This window comes from Rhizobium sp. T1470 (assembly GCF_042140505.1).
Classification (GTDB): domain Bacteria; phylum Pseudomonadota; class Alphaproteobacteria; order Rhizobiales; family Rhizobiaceae; genus Rhizobium; species Rhizobium favelukesii.
The window spans coordinates 3,801,624-3,818,626 of record NZ_CP148091.1; the positions used below are offsets into that span (position 1 = coordinate 3,801,624).

The following is a 17,003-nucleotide window of genomic DNA, read 5'->3' on the forward strand; positions in this document are numbered from 1 at the left end:
CCACTGAAAGCCTAGGCAGGCTCTATTCCATCAAACAAATAAAAAGCCCTCGCGCACTAGGCGCGGGGGCTGTTCAGGAGGACGAAGCCGACTTGCGCGCAGTCCGTCGCTTCTTGACAGGGGCGGCGGCCGGTGGTGCATCGGCTTCCTGCTGCAAGCGCAGCGCCCTCAGCTTTTCCGTCTTCTTTTCGCGAGCGGCGGCTTCTGCCGTAACGATTGCCCTCGCCGTCGTGTCGGTGACGGTCGCCTTGTCGCGCGGTGAGAGCTTAGCCGGATTGAAGAGTTCGTCTTTTGAAGTCATCTGCTCTCTCTCTATCTAGAAGGAGTCTGCCAGATGGCAGTTCAGCGGGCCGGACGGACTGCCTTCTTCGGAGCCGGAAGGAGACCTTCACGCTGAAGCTTCTTGCGGGCAAGCTTGCGCTGACGGCGAACCGCCTCGGCCTTTTCGCGGACACGCTTCTCGGACGGCTTTTCATAAGCGCTGCGCGCCTTGAACTCGCGGAACAGACCTTCGCGCTGCATCTTCTTCTTCAGGACGCGGAGCGCCTGGTCGACATTGTTGTCTCGAACGAGAACCTGCAAAATCTTTCCTTTCATGCGGCAAACTCGTTTGCCGGTTGGTCAGAGTGGAAACTACTTCCGCACCCTGATGCTTGAAGTTTTCAACCAGGATCCGCCCCGGATATCCGCAGCGGCGTCAACTCTCGGCGTCGGGGATGCCGACTGGTTCACGTCGATATCGCTCTCAAGAATCCGCCGATCGAAGTTTTCGGTGTCGAATCGAACCCGATACTGCGGGCGACTCCCGTCAGACGGAAGAATCGCCGCGATTATACAAGTCCTGCTCGCCTCTTCGGTACGGACGAAACCGTCTTTCAGAACGATACTGTCGCCGACAGCGTATCTTGGCATTCGTGCCATTTGGTTCACCGAACTGTCTTGATCGTCAAAAGCATAAAAGGCCGGGTTTAACCCCGACCTTCGCCATCAGCTCTCAGCTGCCAGTACATCCGTGGTCAGCCGGGCCGAATGAGAATTAAGCCACGCGCAGGTTGTCAGCAGAATTCTTGCCGGACTTCTTGTCGCGAACGAGATCATAGCTGATCTTCTGGCCGTCGGACAGATTGCCCAAACCAGCGCGTTCAACGGCAGAAATGTGAACGAAAACGTCCGTGCTGCCGTCGTCCGGCTGAATGAAGCCGAAGCCCTTGGTGCTGTTGAACCACTTAACGGTACCTGAATTCATAACGATCTCCTTTCAATAGTCGTTACTGCCATGCGTTTATTCACAAGGCTAAGATCGATTTTGAGAGGAAATCTGACGGAGCTTCGCGCTCTTTGACAAAGGTCACAACCAACAGTCGATGGGCTACATATATCGCAAATGGCGGAATAAACAAGGGAAAGAAGCAGGCTATTTGGGTTCGGGCGGATCGCGCAACGCTGATCGGCGGTGCGTCAGGGATACCCAGCCATGCTGAATGGCAGCCTTTTGAGGGCTCAACAAACCGGCGCCGATAGGGACAAGACACGGTTTTTTACGGCAAGAACCGCGAGAGCATATGGACTTCCACCCGCCATTCTGCTATCCGCAACCTCAATCGCAAGGCTCCGGCCGCGCGAACCGTATATTTTTTGCCTCTGGCGCCTTGCCGACGCCGGGACCAACCAAACCAAAGGAACGTGATTCTCGTGCAGGTACTTGTCCGCGATAACAATGTCGATCAGGCCCTCCGCGCTCTCAAGAAGAAGATGCAGCGCGAAGGTATTTTCCGCGAAATGAAGATGCGTGACTACTACGAAAAGCCGTCGCAGAAGCGCGCTCGCGAAAAGGCCGAAGCCGTTCGTCGTGTTCGCAAGCTGGCTCGCAAGCGGGCCCAGCGCGAAGGTCTCGTCGCGCGTTAAGCGTAGCTGTCGTTATTTCGACGTTTTCAGATGCATGTTGGCGGGGGCGATCTATTCGCCACCGCCTTTTTAATTTGCTGCTAAAGCTTGCCCGTCCTTGAAACGGACCGGCTGCACTGGGGGAAAACGAGCCCGCATGGCTGACATCACCAAGACCCGCTCTTTGCGTTCGCCGAAAATCGCTGTTCTACCGGTTTTCGCAATCGTCACCGCGCTAGGCCTTGCTGGCTGCACGACAAGCAACACGTCCGATGCTGTCATTCGCATCGACAAAGCGCAGGGTTCACAGGAAAACATCGCCTCGCTGACATCGGTCATCAATGCCAATCCGAAGGATCCGGAAGGCTACAACGTCCGTGGCTCCGCCTATGGCCGTGGCGGCGATTTCCGCCAGGGGTTGAACGACTTCAATACGGCGCTGCAGCTCAACCCGCGTTTCTATCAGGCCTACGCCAACCGCGCGCTGGTCTACCGCAACATGGGCCAGCAACAGCAGGCGATTCAGGACTACCACACCGCCCTGCAGATCAATCCGAACTACGACGTGGCGCTGATCGGCCGCGGCAACGTCTACCGCGCCGCCGGTCAGGACGATGCCGCCTTCAACGATTTCGACAAGGCGATCCAGAACGGCACGACCGATGGCCGCGCCTATCACAATCGCGGTCTGATCTATCAGAAGCGCAATCAGCAGGACAAGGCGATCGACGACTTCTCGAAGGCGATCTCGCTTTCGCCGAACGCGCCGGAACCCTATAACGGCCGCGGCATCTCCTACATCGCGCTGAACGACGACGATAACGCGTTTGCCGACTTCAACCACGCGATCGAGCTCAACGGCAACATTGCCGAATCCTGGGCCAACCAGGCGCTGGTCTATGAGCGCCGCGGCGAAAAGGACAAGGCTGCGCGCTCCTACCGTCACGCGATCGGCCTGGATGCGAAGTACCAGCCGGCAAAGGACGGTCTTGCTCGCGTGGGCGCAGCGACAACCGGCTAAGGCATTACAGGCAGGAGATCGACGATGGCAGCGAAACAGCATGTGGTCGTCGTCGGCTCCGGCATTGTCGGTGCCTCGATCGCCTGGCACCTGACGCGTGACGGCGCCGCCGTTACCGTCGTAGCCGAGGACATCGGCGGAGTGGCGACCCCCAATTCTTTTGCCTGGATCAATGCGAGCTGGGGCAACCCGGAATTCTATTTTCACTTTCGCCGCCGTTCCATGGCCGAATGGAAGCGCTTGGCCCGCGAGCTCCCCGGACTGCCGCTTTCCTGGTGTGGTGGCATCTGCTGGGATCTGCCGCCCGATCAGCTTGAGGCGTTTGCCGTCGAGCACCGTTCGTGGGGCTATGACATTGAACGGCTCGACAGCGCAGCAATTGCAGCGCGCGAGCCTTGCCTGGCACATGTTCCCGATTTCGCGCTGTCGGTCTTGGAAGAAGGTGCGGTCGAGCCGGCCGCAGCCGCGCGGCTGCTGCTTGCCGACGCGGAAACCAGGGGCGCCAAGTTCGTCAACGCCGCTGTCGACGGCCTTATCCGCAGCGGCGAGCGCATTGCCGGCATCGTCTCATCGGCAGGCATTATCGAGGCCGATCACATTGTCCTGGCTGCCGGCGCCGGCAGCACGCCACTTGCCGCCGCTGTCGGCGTCACACTCCCCTTGCAAGCGCCCCCCGGGCTGATCGTTCACTCGCGTCCTTTCGAAAGGCGGCTGAACGGCCTGGTCATGGCAGCCGATCTGCATATGCGCCAAACGGCCGACGGCCGCATCATCGCGGGCTCGGATTTCGGCGGCACCGATCCCGGCGCCGACCAGCACGCCACTGCCGCGCTACTCTTTGCGAAGATGAAGGAAAGCCTGACGGAGAGCGACCGGCTGAGCATGGAGTTCTTCACCGTCGGCTACCGTCCGACACCCAAGGACGGCTTCCCGATCATTGGCAATTGCGGCCAGAACGGCCTTTATATTGCCGTGATGCACTCCGGGGTGACGCTCGCGCCGCTTGTCGGTCTACTCGCGTCTAACGAGATTCTTTCGGGCGATGCAGATTCATCTCTCGCTTCCTTCCGCCTCGGAAGATTCGGCTGACACCACAGTCGAACAAAAATTTGCGAATTGCCGGACGACATGTTTTAGTGTGTTGCAAGCAGCAACACCTGTCCCTAACATGCAGTGGTTTCGATAGCAGGCTATCAGGAGAGCCGGGGGCGCGTTGAAGGCAATTGCAGTGGTCCAGTTTTTTGCTTTCATGCCTGTAGGCGGCGGGCGCACCGGCGGTTTCGGCTGCGTAACTCAGCGAAGTACAGGCTCATGAGAGGCCGCTTCCGCTTCTTTCCGAAGGCGTCGATCGGGACTTACTTGATCGCGATGGCAGTTGCGACGGCCTTGCCGATTTTCACCCTCGTGGCACTTCTGCTGGCGCAACTCGAAGACAACCAGCGCTCGATTCTGAAGCGGGAAACAGCCCAGGATGCCACCGCACTCGCCCGGTCTATCGATCGCCAGCTTCAGGACATGGCTACAACTTTAAGGCTGCTCTCGAACTCGCCGGAATTGGAGAGCAACGACTTCGCGTCGTTCCACGCCCGCACTGAAACATCTCTGCGGGCAGACACCCTTTATGTCATTGCCGTCGACGAGAGCGGCCAGCAGCTCCTGAACACCCGCCGGAACTACGGCGAGCTCCTCGGGAAGGCGGGGAACCTGCCGGCTGTCGAAGCGGCCATCAAGTCGGGCCGAATCGAAGCCTCGGATGTGTTCATGGGGCGAACGAGCGGTGAATTCGTTTACAACGTTACCATGCCGCTGCAGGCGGGCAAGGTCAGGGCGCTCATCATAACGCAGAACGCCAGGGACCTTGCGAAGCTTGTCACGACTGAAGGCCTGCCGAACGATTGGTCTGCAGCTGTCATCGATCAGAGCGGCCACGTGGTCGCCTCTGCCGGCGCCACGAATATCGGTTTCGGCCAACCTTTCAATCCGAGCATTCTACCCTCACTGGTCGATTCCAGCGGGGTCTATGAGGATAGACAGGTCCTGCCGAAGGCAATGCTGGGCTATGCGCAGATTCCGGGCTGGTCCTGGAAGGCTGTGATATGGGGGCCAGTCGCCACGGCGCAGGCTTCCATCCTGACGACATGGCGCTTTCTGGTCATCGGTGGTTTGGCGCTGATGCTTCTCGCAATTCTGGCTGCCTATGTGGTGGCGCGCCAGGTCCGCACGACAATCCGCTCGATCGCCGACATGGCGATTCGCATGGGCGAAGGCCACATCGTGGCGCCGATCGAGACCAGCGTCATCGAAGCGAACCAGGTTGCGGTCGCGCTCTCCAACGCATCTTTCGACCGGAGCCAGACCGAAGATCGCCTGCACTTCGTGATGAACGAGCTGGTGCACCGCACCAAGAACCTTTTGACCCTGGTACAGGCGATGATGCGCCAGGTCGCCAAGCGCGCCGACAGCGTCGAGGCATACCAGGCAGCGGTTGCCGATCGCCTCGAGGGCCTCTCCCGCTCGATCGATCTGCTCACCAGCGAGCAATGGGCGGGCGCATCGCTGCGGCGGGTGATCGACATCCACTTCAAGAGCTTTCCACAAGCTGCCGAGCAGGCCGATATATCGGGCAAGGATTTCACGCTGAGGCCCGAGGTGGTGCAAAACCTCGGCCTCGTTCTGCATGAGCTGGCAACGAACTCGGTGAAATACGGTGCCCTTTCCGTGCCGCACGGCCGTGTTCTGCTGAGCTGGCAGGACGTGCGAGACGAAGAGCGGAGCGAACCCATGCTTCGTTTCACCTGGGAGGAGCGTGACGGTCCGCCCGCCCACCCGCCAGAGAACTCAGGCTTTGGTACGACCATCATCAAGAACCACGCCGCCGCCGCTTTTGGTAGCACCGTCGAAATCGACTTCCGGCCGGAAGGCTTTTATTGGTCGTTGACGGCCCCTCGCCGCACCTTGGAGCGCGCATAGGTCACGGAACAATCCCGCTGAACGTTCGTTTCGGACAGGCTACTCGAAAAGGAGAAGACCATGTTCAGGGAAACGATGATTGCCGCGGCGGCGGCCGCGGTAGCCGCCATCGCAAACCCGGCAAGTGCCGCAAATTACATCACGCTCGGTCAGCTCGTCTGCGGATCACAGGGCGGTCAGGGACTGATCGTCACCTCGCAGAAGAACCTACTCTGCACCTACACGCCGGCGCAAGGAGGCCCGAAGGTCGTCTATGCCGGAACAATCCAGAAATTCGGACTGGATGTCGGCCAGACGGGCAAGACTGTCATGATATGGCAGGTCCTGGCCAAGACCGGAACCGATATTCCAGAATATGCGCTGGCCGGTGAGTATTACGGCATAGGGGCCGATGCGAGCTTCGGCGCGGGTGCGGGAGCCAAGGTTATCGCCGGTGGTACAAACCAATCGTTCATGCTCCAGCCACTGAACGTGCAGGCTCAGGAAGGCCTGAACCTCGCGCTCGGCGTGGAGAAACTGACGCTGGCGCCGGCTGCCACCTGATCGCAGGTCGCGCCGAGGAGGAGAGGGGCGAGCGGCCTCTCTCCTTTCCATATCAGGCGGAATGATCCGCCAGGCCGAAAATCATCATCAACGTACCAATGATGCGATTGACCCATCGAACAGCCCGGGAAGATCAAGCAACCTGGAAACGCCTCAGTGATTTATCGCCTTGTTGATTTCTTCGGTGACCTTCTTGGCATCGCCGAGCAGCATCATCGTGCCGTCCTTGTAAAACAGCGTGTTGTCGATGCCGGCATAGCCGGAGCCGAGCGAACGCTTCACGAAGAGGCAGGTCTTCGCCTTGTCGACGTCGAGGATTGGCATGCCGTAGATCGGCGAGGTCTTGTCGTCGCGCGCCGCCGGATTGGTGACGTCATTGGCGCCGATGACATAGGCGACATCCGCCTGCGCGAATTCCGAATTGATGTCCTCGAGCTCGAAAACCTCATCGTAGGGCACGTTCGCTTCGGCAAGCAGCACGTTCATGTGACCCGGCATGCGGCCGGCGACCGGATGGATCGCGTATTTTACCTCGACACCGTTCTTCTTCAGATTGTCGGCCATTTCGCGAAGTGCATGCTGCGCCTGCGCCACCGCCATGCCGTAGCCTGGCACGATAATGACCTTCGAGGCGTTCGCCATCAGATACGCTGCATCCTCTGCCGAACCGAGCTTGACGGTCTTGTCCGAATTGTCCGCGCCACCCGCCACCGTCTCGCCGCCGAAGCCGCCGAGAATGACCGAGATGAACGAGCGGTTCATGCCCTTGCACATGATGTAGGACAGGATCGCACCGGATGAGCCGACGAGCGCACCGGTGATGATCAGCGCCAGGTTGCCGAGCGTGAAGCCGATGCCGGCCGCCGCCCATCCCGAATAGGAATTCAGCATCGACACGACAACCGGCATGTCGGCGCCGCCGATCGGCACGATCAGCAGTACGCCGAGCGCCAGCGACAGGGCGACGACAGCCCAGAAATCGAAATGGCTTTCCGTTACGGCGAGGCCGACGATGAACAGCACGATCAACACCAGCAGGGCAATGTTGATCAGATGCCGGAAGGGCAGCATGATCGGCTTGCCCGACATGCGCCCGTCAAGCTTCAGGAAGGCGATGATCGAGCCGGTGAAGGTCAGCGCACCGATGGCGACGCCAAGCGCCATTTCGATCCGCGCCTCGGTGTGGATTTCGCCGATATTGCCGATGCCGAAGGAGGACGGCGTGTAGAGCGCCGAGGCCGCCACCAGCACGGCCGCAAGGCCGACCAGAGAGTGGAAACCGGCAACAAGTTGCGGCATCGAGGTCATCGGGATCACGCGGGCGATATAGGCGCCCGCACCGCCGCCGATGGCAAGACCGAGGATGATCAGCACCAGGCCACCGAACGAGGGCGTTGCCAGCGTCAGCGTGGTGAGGATGGCGATTCCCATACCGATCATGCCGTAGAGATTGCCCTTGCGGCTGCTGGCCGGGTGGGAAAGGCCGCGCAATGCCAGGATGAAGAGCACGCCGGAGACGAGGTAGAGGAAGGCTGCAATACTGGTCATGCGGTCCTCACTTGTCCTTCTTCTTGTACATCGCCAGCATGCGCTGGGTGACAAGGAAGCCGCCAAAGATGTTCACGGAGACGAGGACCAGAGCGATGAAGCCGAAGCCTGTCGCAAGCCCGCTGGTCGAGATGCCGACCGCCAGAAGCGCGCCGACGACGATGACCGAGGAGATCGCGTTGGTGACGGCCATCAGCGGCGTGTGCAACGCCGGCGTTACCGACCAGACGACGTAGTAACCGACAAAGATCGCCAGCACGAAGATCGCGAACTGGAACACGAAGGGATCGATCGCCCCGCCGGTTGCAGCACTTGCCGCCTCGGGCGCATGCGCGGCAGCGGCGGCCACCGCATTCACGGCCTGGTTCAGCTGTTCCAGCGCCTTGTCCATTGCTTCACCAGCCATCAGTTGTCCCCTTCTTCGCACCGCCAAATGCCGGATGCACGACATTGCCCGCATGCGTCAGCATCGTCGCCTTGATCAGTTCGTCCTCGAGATTGAGGGCGATCGTCTTCGTTTCCTTGTTGACCATGGTCTCAAGGAAGGTGACGAGGTTCTTGGCGTAGAGCTGGGAGGCACTGGCAGCGATCCTGCCGGCCATATTCGGGAAGCCGATGACGCGCACGCCGTCGACGTCGGCCACCTTGCCGGGCTTGACGCCCTCGATATTGCCGCCGCGCTCGACCGCAAGGTCGACGGCAACCGCTCCCGGCTTCATCGACTTCAGCATTTCGCGCGAGACGAGCTTCGGTGCCGGGCGCCCGGGGATCAGGGCGGTGGTGATGACGATGTCCTGCTTGGCGATATGCTCAGCCACGAGGGCTGCCTGCTTTGCCTGATACTCCCTGGACATTTCCTTGGCGTAGCCGCCGGCGGTCTCCGCCGCCTTGAACTCTTCATCCTCGACGGCGATGAACTTCGCGCCCAAGGACGCGACCTGCTCCTTGGCCGCCGGACGAACGTCGGTCGCCGAAACGGCAGCGCCGAGACGACGGGCCGTGGCGATCGCCTGCAACCCGGCAACACCTGCGCCCATGACGAAGACCTTGGCTGCGGGAACGGTGCCGGCTGCCGTCATCATCATCGGCATGGCACGGTCATAAACCGCAGCTGCTTCGATGACGGCCTGGTAGCCTGCGAGGTTTGCCTGCGAGGAAAGAACGTCCATCGACTGCGCGCGGGTGATGCGCGGCATCAGCTCCATGGCGAAGCTGGAGAGCCCGGCCTTGGCCATGGCGGCGACCGCCTCGTCATTGCCGTAGGGATCCATGACCGCAATGACGATCGCACCGCTCTTGTAGCCGCCGATATCTTCTTCCGTTGGGCGGCGGACTTTTAGCACGACATCGGCTGTCGCCGCAGCGCCGACCGAACCGATCCGCGCGCCGACCGCTTCGAACTCCGCATCCGGAATTTTCGACTTGGCCCCCGCTCCCGCCTCGACGACGACGTCGAGGCCAAGCCCTATCATCTTCTTTACGGTTTCGACGGACGCAGCGACACGCGTCTCATCCCCCGTGATTTCCTTTGCCACAAAAACAACGTTGCCCAACCGCCCCCTCCTCCGGGTCAGCCAGCCTGCCGCAGGTCCTCCCTGCTCAGCCCGAACATTCAGTCAAAGCTTTGGAAAGCCGCGCCGCGCTTAGCGCAGCAGGACGAGGCCAGCGATAAAGACGATCAACAGGACGACGAGGCCGCCAAGGAAACCGGCACCAGTGAAGAAGCCAGCGGCCATGCCAAGCAGGAGAGCGACAAGGAACAGGGTACCGTACTTCGCCGCGGCGAGGAACATGCTGTAGGTCTGCTCATGCTCCTTATAGTCCATCGGCGCGCCAACTTCGGCAGGTCCGGTGTGATGCTCAGCCATGAATATCGTCTCCCTCAAACTTCCCGGCCGGTAAAGCAATGCGGCCGTTCGACTGCCGTGATTTCCTCGATCCCGCGAGGAAATTTCCCTGCAGAGGGATTACACAAAGCTTTGATAAAGCGCAATGCAAGAGAATGCCGCAGGCAGGCGGCATTCTCAGTCAAATTCAAGCGGATGGGCTCACAGCGGAAGATCGGTTCCGAGATCGCCTTCAGCCATGAAACGTGCCGTCGGTATGATGGTGAGCGGCGGCAGCGTGTCATTGGGAGTGCGCGAGAACATCATGCGCTGTTCGCTGGCGCTGGAGATGAAGAAGGGATAGCGCGTCAGGAGCTTTCGGCCGACCTCGATGACATTGGTCGCCATCAGCGTCAGATCGAAGCCGTAGGTCTCCGTCATGCGGCTTGCGACGACGGTGTCGGCGTAGAAGACCCGCTTGTAGAAGGCTGCATGCGCCGGGCGCACGTGCTGCATCACACGGTCGGCGCGAAAATGCGCGGCGGCGACGATGTTCGGACGCAGCGTCAGATAGGGGATCCACGGCATTTCCGTGCTGAGTTCGGGATCCGCGGCAAAGCGCGCCGGATCGATCAGGCTGAGCCCGGCATCCAGAAACGCGTCCATTTCCGCCGGAAAGATACCGCCCGATTGTGAGACACGATGGTCCGGCGTCACGTGATGGATGCGAATCGTGCTGACGAGCTGTTCATAATAGTACAGTCCGAAAACATACGCCTGACTGTCGAAATCGGCCTCGTCGATCATGCTTTTGGCGGCAACCGGAAGCACTTCACGGGCCTTGTAGGCCTTGTAGCGCAGGCGCTCCACCTCTTCCATATCCTCGCCACCTTCGACGCGGCAGTATTCGACGTGGTCCATTATTTCGAGAAGTTTGCTGCTGAAATCACTCGTCTTTAAAGGGTTGTCTACCATAGTTACCCGGTCCGCCTGTTAACGAAGCATTAATCATATGGAACCGGCGGAAGGGCAAGAATGATACGAGAACTTGCGTTATATTTGAATTGTTAAGGTTAACGGCGCGGCGTTTGCGTGAAGAACCCTCAGCCAAGAAAACGGTCGAGCTTATGCAACTTTCGGGCGACGACGCGGTGCGGTACGACGTCTGAGGCTTTGGGAAAGGATGGCGATGTTCTGCGCCGGAACTGCCGGCGAGAAAACGTAGCCCTGCACGAGATCGGTGGCGCGATACTTGTTGAGCAAGGCCAGTTGCTCGGTGGTCTCAACACCTTCGGTGACGATCTTCAGACCGAGTTCGCGCGCCAGGTTGACGGTGCCGCGCAGTAGCTTGAGCCGACGCCCGTCCTCGACGATGTTGCGCAGGAACGAGCGGTCGATCTTCACGATGTCGAGCGGCAGCGTGTCGAGATAGCTGAGGCTGGAGAAGCCGGTGCCGAAGTCGTCGATGGCGATCGTGATCCCGCGTGCCCTAAGTTCGGCGAGGATCGCGCGCACCGCGGCCGGCTCATCGATCAGGCAGCTTTCCGTAATTTCGAGATGCAGCCGCGCGGGTTCGAGACGCGACGCCTCGAGCGCCTCGGAAACGACGGCAAGAATATCCGCGTCGCGCAGATCGCGCGCCGACAGGTTGACCGAGACGGCGATATGATCCGGCCAGCTCATGCAGTCCTTGCATGCCTTCATGAGGATGAAGCGCGTGATCTCGGAGATGATGCCCATCTCTTCGGCAATGCGAATGAAGACGTCCGGCGGGATCGCGCCCTTCTCTGGATGGACCCAACGCGCCAGCGCCTCGGCGCATTCGATGCGCGTTCCGTCCGCCTTGAACATCGGCTGGTAGGCGACGCTGAGACCCTGGTTGCCGATCGCTTCGCGCAGATCCGCCTTGAGCTTTTGCTGCTCGATATAGCGCCCGTCCATCTCGCGTTCGAAGCCGGCAATTCCGCCGCGCTGCTTCGACTTGCTTTCGAAGAGCGCGAGATCGGCCTTGATGCTCCACTCCTCCATCGCGAAGGCATCGCTTTCGAGGATCGCAAAGCCGGCGCTCAGCGAAACGAGGAAGGTGACGTCGTCGGCGTCGTAGTTGCCCTGAATGCTCTCATGGAAGCGATGGATCTCCGCGTCGAGCGCGGCCATGTCCTTCGCGTGCGGGAAGAAGAGAATGAACTGGTCGCCCATCAAGCGGCCGACGATGGCCTTGCCCGCCTGCTTGGCGATGCGGCTTGCGATGGCGCAGAGCAAGCGGTCGCCGGTAATGTGGCCGCGCATGTCGTTGACATGCTTGAACTCATCGATATCGAGAACCATGAAGGCGACAGGGCCGCGCTTCTTCTGGTACTTGGTCAGGTAGTCCTGCACGAGGTGGCTGAAGTATTCGCGGTTCGGCAGACCGGTCAGCGCATCGAAGCGAACCATGTGCAGGATCTTCTGCTCGGCCTTCACGCGGCTCGACACGTCTTCGAAAATCAAGACGGCGCCGCCATCGGCGCGGCGGCTTGCCGAAAACTCCAGGGACAGATCTTCTGGAAAGTGAATCAGCGTGCGCGAAAGCTTGCCCTCGGCGACATGCGTCATCTGCCGCAGGATCAGCTCCGGCTGGGTTGAATCCATGAAGCTGTAGCGGGCACCGTAGCGCAACACCGCGCCGAGGTCGCGTTCCTTCAGCCGCTCCGGATCGCCAATCTTCAGAAGATCGCAGGCCTTGCGGTTGATGACCTGGATGCGGTTTTCCGGATCGACCATCACCAGACCGTGCGGCATGTTGTTGAGTGCCGTGTCGAAGCGGTCGGCGATCATTGAGATCTGGCGACGCGCAATGACGTTCTCATACAGGAACTCGCGCACGCCATTCGCCATTGCCCGCGTCGTCAGGCCAAACGGAATGAGGAAGGCCGACAGGATCGCGCGATAGAAGTCGAGCGCCATCAGGCTGCAGATGATCATCGGCAGACAGCAGGCCAGTGTCTGCAGGTCGATTGCCTTTTGCGATCCGTAATTTCGGCCGACGACGGAGACCATCGACGCCATGGTGACCGCGATGCAGGCGAGCTCGGCGAACGGATCCTGGAGGATGAAGATCGCATAGCCGCTGCCGATGCCGAGGATCGCGGCCGTGGAGGCAGCACCGATGACATAGACGGTTTCCCAATGTTCGATCTGCTCGCGCGATAGCGTCCGCTTGTCGACCTTGTCGAACATGCGGAAGGTAACCATCCGGCCGGCGAAAACGGCAAGGAAACCTACCGAAAGGGCGACATAGAACGGAGAACTGGTTTTCAGGGCTACGGCGAGGAAGGCAACCACATGCACGATGACACCCGCGACGAGTGTCATGCGATTCCCGAAGAGGGAACTGACAAACGACAGATAAACGTCGGTAGGGACCCTGTTCGGGTTATGTGGCTTCATCCATACTTTCCCTGTGCGGCGAAACCTTAACCGCAACCCTTTAAAAATTGATTTCGGGTAATCGATACATTTTGTCGAATTTTCCAAAACCCTGGGATGAATTTTAGCATTTGCAATAACTTATACATCCATTCGGTGAAGTTTTCGCGGCATCCCGCCTATCCTGAGGTTGTCTGTGCGCACCGCTATTGACGCCAAGCGTGTCGCATGCGGTTTATACGACTATATTCCAACACGCCCCCTTTGATCTTTCAATTTGAAAAACCGTGGTCTAAACCGGTGGAAAGATAAAAGGCGCAAAAAACGCGCGACATAACGGGGGGGGAGGCATGCCGGCTTTGTTGACCGTTAGCCGGCTGATCGACGCGGTCAGCCAATTCATGGGCAAACTGTCCGAATACATGGTGCTGTTGTGCTGTCTGATCAGCGCCGCCAATGCACTGATCCGCTATTCTTTCAATTACAGTTCAAATGGCTGGCTCGAGATCCAATGGTATCTCTTCGCCTTCATCGTCGTGCTGGGGGCAGCGCATACGCTGCGCATGAACGAGCACGTGCGGGTAGACCTGATCTATGGCGCGGTCTCCGACAAGGCGAGGATCTGGATCGACGTCATCGGCCTTGTCGTTTTCCTGATCCCGGCCTGCCTCTTCCTGAGCTGGCTCTGCTGGCCCTTCTTCCTGTCCTCCTACCTCCAGCATGAGGTCTCGGCCAATGCCGGCGGCCTGATCCGCTGGCCGGTCAAGCTCGTTCTCTTCCTCGGCTTCGGGCTGCTGACCCTTCAAGGTCTCTCGGAGTTGATCAAGAGGATTGCTGCCCTCACCGGCTACATCCTGATCGATACGAAATACGAAAAGCCGCTGCAGTAGGCCAGGCCCGGAGGAACACCATTGTTTGATTTCGGCATCATTCCGCCGGCCATGTTCGTGGGTATGATTCTCTTCATGCTCTACGGCTTTCCGGTCGCCTTTTCGCTGGCCGCCGTCGGCCTGTTCTTCGGCATTATTGGCATCGCCACGGGCCATTTCAGCGAAGCGTTCCTGCAGGCCCTGCCGCTGCGCTTCTTCGGGATCGTCTCCAACGACCTGCTGCTTGCCATCCCCTTCTTCACCTTCATGGGTGCTATTCTGGAGCGCTGCGGCCTGGCCGAAGATCTGCTGGAGGGAACGGGCAAGCTGTTCGGCCGAATTCCGGGCGGCCTTGCCTATGCAGTGATCCTGGTCGGCGCCGTGCTCGGCGCCATCACCGGCACGGTGGCCGCCTCCGTCATCACCATGGGCGTCATCTCGCTGCCCATCATGCTGCGTTACGGCTACAGCCCGAGGCTCGCCACCGGCGTCATCGCCGCCTCCGGCACCATAACCCAGGTCATTCCACCATCGCTCGTGCTGGTCGTGCTTGCCGACCAGCTCGGCAAATCGGTCGGCGACATGTATCTCGGCGCCATCGGCCCCTCGATCCTGCAGGTGGCGATCTTCATGGGCTACATCCTGATCCTGTCGTTCTTGAAGCCGGCCGCCATGCCGCCGCTGCCGAAGGAAGTCCGCGGCGATTTCAACTGGGCGCTGCTCATGAGGGTGCTGTCAGGGATGGTGCCGTCGATCGTGCTGATCTTCCTTGTCCTCGGCACGATCTTCATGGGGCTCGCGACGCCTACCGAGGCCGGCGCGCTTGGCGTCGTCGGCGCCATGGTGCTTGCCGCCATGCATCGCCGTCTCACCTGGCCGCTGATGCAGGAAGCGATGCGTTCCACCATGCACATCACCTCGATGGTGGTGATGATCCTGATCGGCTCGACCTGCTTCAGCCTTGTCTTCCAGGGCATGGACGGCTCACGCTGGATCGAGCACATGCTGTCGGGCATCCCCGGGGGCCCGGTCGGCTTCCTGATCTTCGCCAACATCTTCATCTTCGTGCTGGCCTTCTTCCTCGATTTCTTCGAGATCGCCTTCATCGTCATTCCGATGCTGGCGCCGGTGGCTTCGGCACTCGGCATCGACCTGATCTGGTTCGGCGTGCTGATCTGCGTGAACATGCAGACGAGCTTCATGCATCCTCCCTTCGGCTTCGCGCTCTTCTACCTGCGTTCGATTGCCGATCGCAGCGTCAAGACGTCGGATATCTACATGGGCGCCGTGCCCTGGGTCTTTATGCAGCTGATCCTCGTCGCGATCGTGATCTTCTGGCCGCAATCGGTGACCTACTGGCTGGACAAGGGACCGAAGGTCGATCCGAATTCGATCAAGATCGAAGTGCCGGGCTTCGGCGGCAATGGCTTCTCGCTGCCACCATTGGGCGCGCCGGGCGGTGGCTCACCGCAAATGCCCGGACTGACCTTGCCACCGATGAATGGCCTGCCCGGCCAGCCGCCCGCACCCGCAACGCCTGCGCCGCCGGCAACGGATCTCAGCCAGCCACCGAAGATCAACTGACAAAATAGCCCCGGATCGAAATCCGGGGCTTCTTCTTATCGGGGTTGGTAGCGATCAGATTTTGCCGGCGCGCTGCTGGATCATCATGAACGTATCGAACGTGTATTCCGATAGCTGCGCCCAGAGGTAGGCATCGCGCTTGAACGCGGTCTGATCCTCATAGATCCTCTTGAAATACGGGTTCGATGCGGAAATCTCGGCATAGATGCCGAGGGCCGCCTGGAAGCAGGCTTCCAAGATGTCCTGGCTGAAGGGACGCAGCGTCGCGCCCTCCGATACCAGCTGCTTCAGCGCCGGCGGGTTCTTCACGTCGTATTTTGCCATCATGTTGGTGTTGGCAAAGGCGCAGGCATCGGTCAGCGCCGCCTGATAGTGCTTCGGCAGGCTGTTCCACTTTTCCAGGTTGAAGAAGGCGTGAACCGTCGGACCGCCTTCCCACCAGCCGGGATAGTAGTAGTACTTCGCAACCTTGTGCAGGCCGAGCTTCAGGTCGTCATAGGGGCCGACGAACTCAGAGGCATCGATCGTGCCCTTTTCGAGGGCCGGATAGATGTCGCCGCCGGCAATCTGCTGCGGAATAACACCGACCTTGCTGATGACCTGGCCGGCAAGACCGGCAATACGCATCTTGACGCCCTTCAGGTCATCAAGCGTATTGATTTCCTTGCGGAACCAGCCGCCCATCTGGGCACCCGTATTACCCGCCGGCAGGCCGTAAATGCCCTGCGTGGCGTAGAACTCGTTCATCAGCTTGTTGCCATTGCCTTCGTAGAACCAGGCATTGGTGAGGCGTCCGTTGAGACCGAACGGGATTGCCGTACCGATCGCGTAGGTCGGATCCTTGCCGACGAAATAATAGGAGCAGGTGTGCGCTGCCTCGACCGTGCCGGCACTGACGGCATCCGCGGCCTGCAGGCCCGGAATGATTTCGCCTGCCGCAAACGGCTGGATGATGAAATTGCCGTCGGTCGCCGCGGCAAGGTGCTTGGAGATATCGTCTGCCGCGCCATAGATCGTATCGAGGCTCTTCGGGAATGACGACGTCATGCGCCAGGAAATCTTAGGGTTCTCTTGTGCAATGGCGGGCGCCGCCAGCGCACCGGCAGCAGCGACCGCACCGGCGCCGGCGGTTCCTGCCTTCTTCATGAATGAACGACGATCCATCAAAAACCTCCCGTATAGATGGCGCTGCGAGGCGAACCCTCATCTCTGCTCGCAGCAATAGCTGGAAGCTAAGCACGGTGGCAACCGTGTTTCAAGCACCGTGCCATTAGTCTTTGGCATCACGACGGCAATATGGCGCTAAGCGCGCATTTGCATCAAAATCAGCGAGTTAGGCAAGACAGGCCG

Annotated in this window: 17 protein-coding genes; 7 read left to right on the forward strand and 10 right to left on the reverse strand. The window is 60.0% G+C overall.

The window, feature by feature from the left end; genetic code table 11:
* Positions 1-73: 73 nt before the first annotated feature.
* The 3 genes from WGT02_RS19115 to WGT02_RS19125 form a co-directional block, all read right to left on the reverse strand.
* Complete coding sequence (locus tag WGT02_RS19115) at positions 74-301, reverse strand: hypothetical protein (protein ID WP_024315869.1); 228 nt, start codon at positions 299-301, stop codon at positions 74-76.
* Between the two features lie 41 nt (positions 302-342).
* A complete protein-coding gene (gene rpsU, locus WGT02_RS19120) occupies positions 343-582 on the reverse strand; it encodes a 30S ribosomal protein S21 (protein ID WP_007527643.1) in 240 nt (79 codons plus the stop codon).
* A 454-nt stretch (positions 583-1,036) separates the two neighbouring features.
* On the reverse strand, positions 1,037-1,246 hold the full coding sequence (locus tag WGT02_RS19125) for a cold-shock protein (RefSeq protein WP_024315867.1): 210 nt from the start codon (positions 1,244-1,246) through the stop codon (positions 1,037-1,039).
* 446 nt (positions 1,247-1,692) lie between these two features.
* Between WGT02_RS19125 and rpsU (WGT02_RS19130) the strand changes: the two genes are divergently transcribed.
* The 5 genes from rpsU (WGT02_RS19130) (at position 1,693) to WGT02_RS19150 (ending at position 6,418) form a co-directional block, all read left to right on the forward strand.
* A complete protein-coding gene (gene rpsU, locus WGT02_RS19130; protein WP_003585885.1) occupies positions 1,693-1,905 on the forward strand; it encodes a 30S ribosomal protein S21 in 213 nt (70 codons plus the stop codon).
* 136 nt (positions 1,906-2,041) lie between these two features.
* On the forward strand, positions 2,042-2,905 hold the full coding sequence (locus WGT02_RS19135) for a tetratricopeptide repeat protein (protein ID WP_208249672.1): 864 nt from the start codon (positions 2,042-2,044) through the stop codon (positions 2,903-2,905).
* Positions 2,906-2,929: 24 nt separating this feature from the next.
* Positions 2,930-3,994, forward strand: a complete 1,065-nt coding sequence (locus tag WGT02_RS19140; RefSeq protein WP_037070060.1) for an FAD-binding oxidoreductase — start codon at positions 2,930-2,932, stop codon at positions 3,992-3,994.
* A gap of 222 nt (positions 3,995-4,216) precedes the next feature.
* A complete protein-coding gene (locus WGT02_RS19145; RefSeq protein ID WP_208249670.1) occupies positions 4,217-5,875 on the forward strand; it encodes a sensor histidine kinase in 1,659 nt (552 codons plus the stop codon).
* A 60-nt stretch (positions 5,876-5,935) separates the two neighbouring features.
* A complete protein-coding gene (locus WGT02_RS19150) occupies positions 5,936-6,418 on the forward strand; it encodes a DUF992 domain-containing protein (protein WP_024315864.1) in 483 nt (160 codons plus the stop codon).
* Between the two features lie 153 nt (positions 6,419-6,571).
* Here the strand turns inward: WGT02_RS19150 and WGT02_RS19155 are convergent, their stop codons facing one another.
* From WGT02_RS19155 to WGT02_RS19180, 6 genes are all read right to left on the reverse strand, one after another.
* A complete protein-coding gene (locus tag WGT02_RS19155; RefSeq protein WP_024315863.1) occupies positions 6,572-7,966 on the reverse strand; it encodes an NAD(P)(+) transhydrogenase (Re/Si-specific) subunit beta in 1,395 nt (464 codons plus the stop codon).
* Between the two features lie 7 nt (positions 7,967-7,973).
* On the reverse strand, positions 7,974-8,372 hold the full coding sequence (locus tag WGT02_RS19160; protein WP_024315862.1) for a proton-translocating transhydrogenase family protein: 399 nt from the start codon (positions 8,370-8,372) through the stop codon (positions 7,974-7,976).
* Positions 8,362-9,519: a Re/Si-specific NAD(P)(+) transhydrogenase subunit alpha gene (locus tag WGT02_RS19165; protein ID WP_024315861.1), complete on the reverse strand. Its 1,158-nt coding sequence runs from the start codon at positions 9,517-9,519 to the stop codon at positions 8,362-8,364. The genes WGT02_RS19160 and WGT02_RS19165 overlap by 11 nt, the downstream gene beginning before the upstream one ends.
* Before the next feature lie 90 nt (positions 9,520-9,609).
* Positions 9,610-9,834, reverse strand: a complete 225-nt coding sequence (locus WGT02_RS19170; RefSeq protein ID WP_024315860.1) for an aa3-type cytochrome c oxidase subunit IV — start codon at positions 9,832-9,834, stop codon at positions 9,610-9,612.
* A gap of 180 nt (positions 9,835-10,014) precedes the next feature.
* On the reverse strand, positions 10,015-10,713 hold the full coding sequence (locus WGT02_RS19175) for a hypothetical protein (RefSeq protein WP_339151141.1): 699 nt from the start codon (positions 10,711-10,713) through the stop codon (positions 10,015-10,017).
* A gap of 204 nt (positions 10,714-10,917) precedes the next feature.
* The gene (locus tag WGT02_RS19180) at positions 10,918-13,221 is read right to left on the reverse strand and encodes a bifunctional diguanylate cyclase/phosphodiesterase (protein ID WP_208249666.1); all 2,304 of its coding nucleotides are present in this window, start codon (positions 13,219-13,221) and stop codon (positions 10,918-10,920) included.
* Between the two features lie 329 nt (positions 13,222-13,550).
* On the opposite strand from WGT02_RS19180, the gene WGT02_RS19185 reads away from it, so the two are divergent.
* Positions 13,551-14,090: a TRAP transporter small permease subunit gene (locus WGT02_RS19185; protein ID WP_024315857.1), complete on the forward strand. Its 540-nt coding sequence runs from the start codon at positions 13,551-13,553 to the stop codon at positions 14,088-14,090.
* A gap of 21 nt (positions 14,091-14,111) precedes the next feature.
* Positions 14,112-15,653, forward strand: a complete 1,542-nt coding sequence (locus WGT02_RS19190; protein WP_024315856.1) for a TRAP transporter large permease subunit — start codon at positions 14,112-14,114, stop codon at positions 15,651-15,653.
* 54 nt (positions 15,654-15,707) lie between these two features.
* On the opposite strand, the gene WGT02_RS19195 is transcribed toward WGT02_RS19190, so the two are convergent.
* Positions 15,708-16,817 carry a TRAP transporter substrate-binding protein gene (locus tag WGT02_RS19195; RefSeq protein WP_024315855.1) on the reverse strand — a complete coding sequence of 370 codons (1,110 nt, stop codon included), beginning with the start codon at positions 16,815-16,817 and terminating at the stop codon, positions 15,708-15,710.
* Positions 16,818-17,003: the final 186 nt, after the last annotated feature.